The organism is Halomonas sp. 3D7M (genome assembly GCF_014897885.1).
Lineage (GTDB): Bacteria > Pseudomonadota > Gammaproteobacteria > Pseudomonadales > Halomonadaceae > Vreelandella.
In genome coordinates this window covers 7,960-14,243 of the sequence record NZ_JABUZF010000168.1, presented here as the reverse complement: position 1 = coordinate 14,243, position 6,284 = coordinate 7,960, and the positions used below count along the sequence as shown (strand labels likewise).

The window sequence follows — 6,284 nt, the reverse complement described above, 5'->3', positions numbered from 1 at the left end:
TGGACTGTCTTGATTTATCGAGAATGTATCTTTCGGATGCATCCTTGCCCTTTTTGAATGGGTTATCTTGTTCAAAAAGGTGCTCGATCTCACCGAGTGAATTCCCTTGCCACTTAACCCGTGATAGTGCTGAGCGACTGTTATTGCCGTCGGGTTTGCTCCAGGTGAAATAAATCCAGTCATGTTCACCGTCACCAAAGGAAGGGTGCAAGGTGATATCGAGAAGCCCACCTTGCCCCTGGTGACTGACCGTGGGCATTCCTTCGAGCGTTTGCGGGTTACCTGCCTGATCTACCAGGGTGAGTTGACCACGGCGTTCGCTGACTAAAAAACGCCCGTCAGGCAAAAAAGCCACTGCCCAGGGGCTGTTCAACCCACTCGCCACACGTTCAAGTGACAAGGTCATTTGATCGGTTTCGATCGCGTCGTGAACCATTTCTGCTTGAGCATTGCTAACAGTGCCCGCCAACATTAACCCGCCAAGAGCTGTTAGAAACCAACGATGAGAAGGCGTCGTTAACACTGCTTGGCGTGCTTGTGATTGAGGTTGGCACATCATGCTCACTCCTGTCGTCGGGGCCTTCGATGATCATGTTCCATGCCTAGCAGTGACTACTTAAAGCGAGCGGGGTTCCCTGTGTTGCCATATATCCGGCGGGCTATATCAAAAACGCTACATCAGAAATGCCAGCAGTATCGGTAAATACACCAGGGCAAGCAGTGTAGAGCAAAAAACGAGGCTGGCGACATAGGCCGGTTCGCGCTGGGCACGCTGGGCGAACAAGTAGTTGAACACTGCCACAGGCATGCACATTTGCAGCACCAGAATGCTTTGTGCCAGAGGGGGCAGGCCAACCCAACCCGCAATTAGCCACGCTGCCCCAGCAGCAAGAGGGATACGTACTAGGCTAAAACCGATGCCGGAACGCAGGCTTTTTACCTGGATGCTGGCTAGGGAAACACCGAGCGTGATCAACATAAGTGGTACGGTGAAACCAGACATCAAGTCGACCGTATTGGCTAACCAAGGGGGCAGTGATGTGTCGGTTAACAGCAATGCCATCGAAATTAAAATGGCATAGACGGTGGGCGTTTTAAGCAGCGTTTTAGTCGGGCTTCCGTTGCTGTTGAGAACAGCCCCTAAGGTGAACTGAAAGAGCGAGACCGTCACCATCACCGTAATACCATAGGCAAACCCTGCGCTGCCAAAGGCATACAGAACAACAGGGAGTCCCATATTGCCGGTGTTGGGATACATCATCGGGGCGAGCAATACGCGCCAACTGCGGCGCAACAGTTTGGCGACCACAAAGCTCGCTGCGCCCATGGTGAGAATCACCAGCGTCGTGGCAAGCATCATCTGTCCAAAGCTATTGGCATCAATATTAGCCCCAGAAAGTGAGGCAAGCACCAGCGCGGGTGTACCGATGTTAAACACCAAACGAGTAATGAAATCGACGGGGTAGGGATGCCCTAAGCGTACCCACAGATATCCCAGCCCAGCACCGGCGAGTACCGGCGCCATCACAGCAAAAAGTTCGGCGAGCATTACCATTCCTTGACGATGATTAGCGACTCATTGTCGTTAATTAGGCCGCTAACTGGCAAGGTGAATTGGTTATTCAGCGCTAGTGGTGGAGTGATTGGATTGCCAGGCAGCAGGAACTTGCTCGCGTAAAAACTCGAGCAGTGCGTTAACTCGGCGCGAATGGTGGCCATAAGCGTACAGCATGGTGATTGGCAGCGGGGCGGGTTCCCAGCCGTGCAAGCAGCTGACTAAATCACCGGGATGATGCTTCTCGCGTTTTTCAACCACCCAGTGGGGCAACAGTCCGATGCCTTGACCATAAGCAATGGCATCAATTTGAAGCACGGTTAGATCGACGCGCAGCCGCGAGCGGGGGGCATTAAACAGAAAGTCGTCGTGATGAGCATGGTGGAACAGCAGGCCGCTAGAAGCACTATCGAGTAAATCAATCCACGCGTGTGATTCTAGCTCGCTTGGATGCTGAGGGTAACCAGCGTTGGCAAGATAGCTGGGGTTGGCATAAAGGCCGCGAGTCAAGTGCCCTAAGCGCTCCTGATTGAGACCGCATTCGTGCGTTGCCCCTAGCCAGATGTGCACACTGTTACTGTGCATTTTAGTGGGCGGAGATTCTCGCGTGTGGAGGGTTAATTCCACCTTAGGATAGCGGGTTAAAAATGCATCAACGACGCCTGCCATCCAGCCTCGTGCTAATGCCCCGTGAACTTCCAGTGTTACTTTTCCGCTGATTTCCTCACGCAGTTCTGCCAGCGCTTCTTGGCTATGTGCCGCCATCGCTAGCAGTTCTGTGCAGTAGTTATGAAATAGCAGACCCGCTTCCGTAGGAATCAGCCGGTTGGCTTGCCGCCTGAGCAGTGGCTGACCCAATCTTGCTTCTAACTGACTAATGCGGCGACTCAGTGTCGATTTAGCAAGTCCTAGCTTTTGTGCGCTGCGCGTTAGGCTACCGGTAGTCATCACATCGGCAAAGGCGGCGAGTTCATCAAAATCGTACATGGTCGGGGCCACTGGGCAACAATTGAAACGCTATTGTGCCATTTAATGATGTTAATGAAAATAATTGGCATTTGTGTTCCGAATGGCTGAACGCACTGTGCGACCTCTTTGTGTAAGAATTATGCAAAAATGCGAATATTAATGATTCGTATTTGATTGCGAGTGCTCTTTCACATTAAAGGAACCCTGCTATGTCTTCTCGTTTGCGTCGCACGCTATTGGCCGGTGCCATCTCTTCATTGGCCAGTAGCGCCGTGTTGGCACAAGAAACACCTCGGCTAGATGATGTTGTGGTTACCGCATCGGGGTTTGAACAGCAAATTACCAGTGCGCCTGCTTCTATTAGTGTTATTTCTCGGGAAGAGCTTGAGCGTGGACACTATCAAAATATCACCGACGCGCTGCGTGATGTGCCGGGTGTGGTTGTTACCGGTGGCGGCGCAGGTGACCGTGGCAATGATATTTCACTTCGTGGCATGCCCTCCCAGTACACCTTAATTTTGGTGGATGGACGTCCGCAAAATTCTCGGGAATCACGCCCGAATGGTAGCGCTGGGTTCGAACAGGACTGGCTTCCGCCACTACAAGCGATTGAGCGCATAGAGGTGGTGCGTGGGCCAATGTCGACACTTTACGGTTCAGACGCTATCGGTGGGGTGATCAACGTAATTACCCGCAAGGTGGCTGATGAATGGCACGGCAATGTGCAGCTTGACACGGTGCTACAAGAGAACAGCAATTCTGGGGACAGCCGCCAAGCGAATTTCTACCTAAGCGGTCCGTTAGTGGGTGACCGGTTAGGTCTACAACTTTATGGGCGTGCGTCTGAGCAGGATGAAGATGATATTTTGAACGGCTACGAAGAGAAAAGTCTGCAAAGTCTAACCGCGCGGCTGAACTTCGCGGCGAACGATAATCATGACTTCACCGCCGAAGCCGGTATTACCGAACAGGATCGCCACTCGCGGATGGGGCGTTCTGGCGCTGCTGAGGGTTGCTGAGGTGGTTGCGCCGACAGTATCGGCGAATACACCAATACTCACGTTGCCGTTACCCACAGTGGCCGCTTTGACTGGGGCACCAGCGAGACCTTTGTACAGCGTGAGCGTAGCGACAACAAATCCCGCGATATCGAAATTACCAATACTACCGCTAAAACCAGCGCGGTGATCCCACTAGGCATGCACCTAGTGACTGTTGGCGCGAGCTACGAAGAGGAATCGCTGAACGATACCACCACCAACCGAATATCTGATCGGACCGAAATCGAAAATAGCCAGCGGGCGCTATTTGTAGAAGATGAGTGGATGTTGACCGACACCTGGGCGTTGACCGGTGGTTTACGCGTCGATGACGACGATAACTTCGGCAGCCACGTCAGCCCGCGCCTGTACAGCGTTTGGAATGTGACACCTGACTGGACGCTTAAAGGGGGCGTTTCAACCGGTTATCGCTCGCCAAGCCTACGCGAAATCACTCCCGATTGGGGGCAGGTCAGCCGCGGTGGCAATATTTACGGTAACCCGGACCTTAAACCCGAAACGTCGCTTAACAAAGAGATTGCACTGCTCTATGCCAATGAGGTAGGTCTAAGCGGCAGTTTGACGCTGTTCCACAACGACTTTGACGATAAAATTACGCGCATTGCTTGCCCTGTGGATATCTGTACCGATGGCCGTAATGATTTTGGCAGTGACCCCACTTATCGCGTCAACGTGGATGAGGCGATTACGCAAGGGGTGGAGGCCAGTCTGGCAGCGCCGTTGACAGATGCAGTCTCGTTAACGGCTAGCTATACCTTCACTGACTCCGAACAAAAAAGTGGCCAATATGCTGGTGAGCCTTTGACGCAGCTACCGCGCCATCAGGTCTCGGCTACGCTTGACTGGCAGGTCAACTCGCGACTCAACCAATGGACAAAAGTGAGCTACCGTGGAGAGGAGAGCCAGCCCACTACCGGCCCATCAAGTAGCTCAGTGGTGGCACCTTCCTACACCTTTGTTGATGCAGGAATGGGCTACAAGCTTAACGATAGCACCACGGTGAACGCGGGTATCTACAACCTATTTGATGAGCGCATTACTTACGAAGAGTACGGCTACGTGGACGACGGTCGCCGTGTTTGGTTGGGGCTGAATGTCGCGTTCTAGTACCTGTTTAGCCATGCTATTAAACATTGCGGCCACCTTATTAGGTGGCCGCGTTTTTGAGTGAACCACGTATTTATTTACGGATGTTGGGCTTGGGCAGGCTGCGTATTGCGTTTGCTAAGCTGCAGTACGCTTATCATCAATGCTGGCAGGAACGTCACCGTCACGATGGAAGCTCCCAGCAAGCCAAATAAGACAATCGCCCCTACACCACGGTAAAGCTCGGTGCCTTCGCCGGGTAAAAATACCAGCGGTGAAAGCCCGCACAGAGTTGTCAGCGTGGTAATCGCAATTGGGCGCAGGCGGGTTTGTACCGCCTGAGACACTGCTTCCTGAACAGATAGTTGCTTATCGTGTAGTCGCCGCCGTGCCTGGTCGACAACCAGGATGGGGTTATTCACCACGGTTCCCATTAATATCAAAAAGCCCAGCATAGTAATCATATCGAAGGGCTGAGTGAGTGGAGCGATGCCAATGAGTGGCAGTAGGCTGCCCACTGTATTCATGGCTGCCAGACCCATAATGCCACCCACCACGCCCAACGGAATTGAGGTAAGGATCAGCAGCGGGTACCCCCAGTGAGAAAAAATCGCTACCAGTAGCAAATAGACAATCACAATGGCAATCAAGAAGTTGCTCATTAATGCTTCCCGCGTGGCATTTAACTGATCACTCGCTCCCGAAATCGAAATATCCACCGCCGATGGTAGTACCCCTTCATGGCGAAGCCGCTCCAGCATCCTCTCTGCCTGTTCAACTCCTGCTTCCAGGGCAATGCTGGGTGGCGGAATGACATTGAGGGTTACCGTCCGGCTGCTATCGACCCGACGAATAACACTGGTGTCCATAGTTTCATCAATGCTGGCGACTGCAGAGAGCGGTAGCGTCGCGCCGCTGGGGGTATGCAACAGAAGGTTGGGTAGCTGGTCCAGAGGTAGCGACAGCTGGGGGCCATAAAGATAAATATCGATCTTCTCGTCATCGAGAAAGAAGTCATCCACATAGGCACCTTCGGTGAGTGCGGCGACTGAAAAGCCGACATCTCCTGCCGCTAAACCAAGTGCTGACGCCTGCGCCCAATCTGGGCGAATTTGAATCAGCGGCTGATCCAACGACAGCGAAGAGGGCTGGCTCTGAATGCGCGGATTGCCAAACTCATTACGGGCTTCTCGGTAGAGGTTATTGGCGGCTTCATAAACGGTCGCCAAATCCGGGCCGGCGATATCCAGGTTGATACTCCGCGTGCCGCCATCATTACTGGAGATGATCGAGCCTTTCGAGGCAAATGCGCGCATTCCTGGAAAGCGCTCGTAGTAGCTGGTAAGTGCGTCCATTAACGCTTCGATATCACCAGGGTCAGCTGCTTCCGCGACGATAAACAGCCGCGTAGGGGCGACTCGCATGTTCATATAAGCCAGCGGCGGCACCTCAGTGTCGCCCGCTAAAAAAGCCGCTGGGTCAGCGTCTACATGGGGTAAAAAGTAATCCTCTACTTGCGCGGCGATTCCCGCCATCTCCTGCAGGCTATAGCCAGGCGGTGGGCTCATCACCGCAAAGGTTTTAGGTTCCTCGCCTTCGGGTAAGTACTCGGC

4 protein-coding genes and 1 pseudogene are annotated in these 6,284 nt (G+C 53.2%); 1 reads left to right on the top strand and 4 read right to left on the bottom strand.

What is annotated here, in order from left to right:
* From INT22_RS20515 to INT22_RS08355, 3 genes are all read right to left on the bottom strand, one after another.
* Positions 1–559 (bottom strand): PQQ-dependent sugar dehydrogenase (locus INT22_RS20515; protein ID WP_226912529.1); only part of this gene is annotated, 559 nt, incomplete at its 3' end.
* A gap of 114 nt (positions 560–673) precedes the next feature.
* A complete protein-coding gene (locus tag INT22_RS08360; protein WP_193068050.1) occupies positions 674–1,549 on the bottom strand; it encodes an AEC family transporter in 876 nt (291 codons plus the stop codon).
* A gap of 69 nt (positions 1,550–1,618) precedes the next feature.
* Positions 1,619–2,542: a LysR family transcriptional regulator gene (locus INT22_RS08355; RefSeq protein ID WP_193068049.1), complete on the bottom strand. Its 924-nt coding sequence runs from the start codon at positions 2,540–2,542 to the stop codon at positions 1,619–1,621.
* 191 nt (positions 2,543–2,733) lie between these two features.
* On the opposite strand from INT22_RS08355, the pseudogene INT22_RS08350 reads away from it, so the two are divergent.
* Positions 2,734–4,692: pseudogene (locus INT22_RS08350) on the top strand (ligand-gated channel protein).
* 77 nt (positions 4,693–4,769) lie between these two features.
* On the opposite strand, the gene INT22_RS20510 reads toward INT22_RS08350, so the two are convergent.
* The coding region (locus INT22_RS20510; protein ID WP_226912528.1) for an efflux RND transporter permease subunit at positions 4,770–6,284 on the bottom strand (1,515 nt) is incomplete at its 5' end.

Bases quoted from the DNA above. Each gene is read 5' to 3' on its own strand.
- INT22_RS08360 (WP_193068050.1), bottom strand. From the start codon at position 1,549: ATGCTCGCCGAACTTTTTGCTGTGATGGCGCCGGTACTCGCCGGTGCT.
- INT22_RS08355 (WP_193068049.1), bottom strand. From the start codon at position 2,542: ATGTACGATTTTGATGAACTCGCCGCCTTTGCCGATGTGATGACTACC.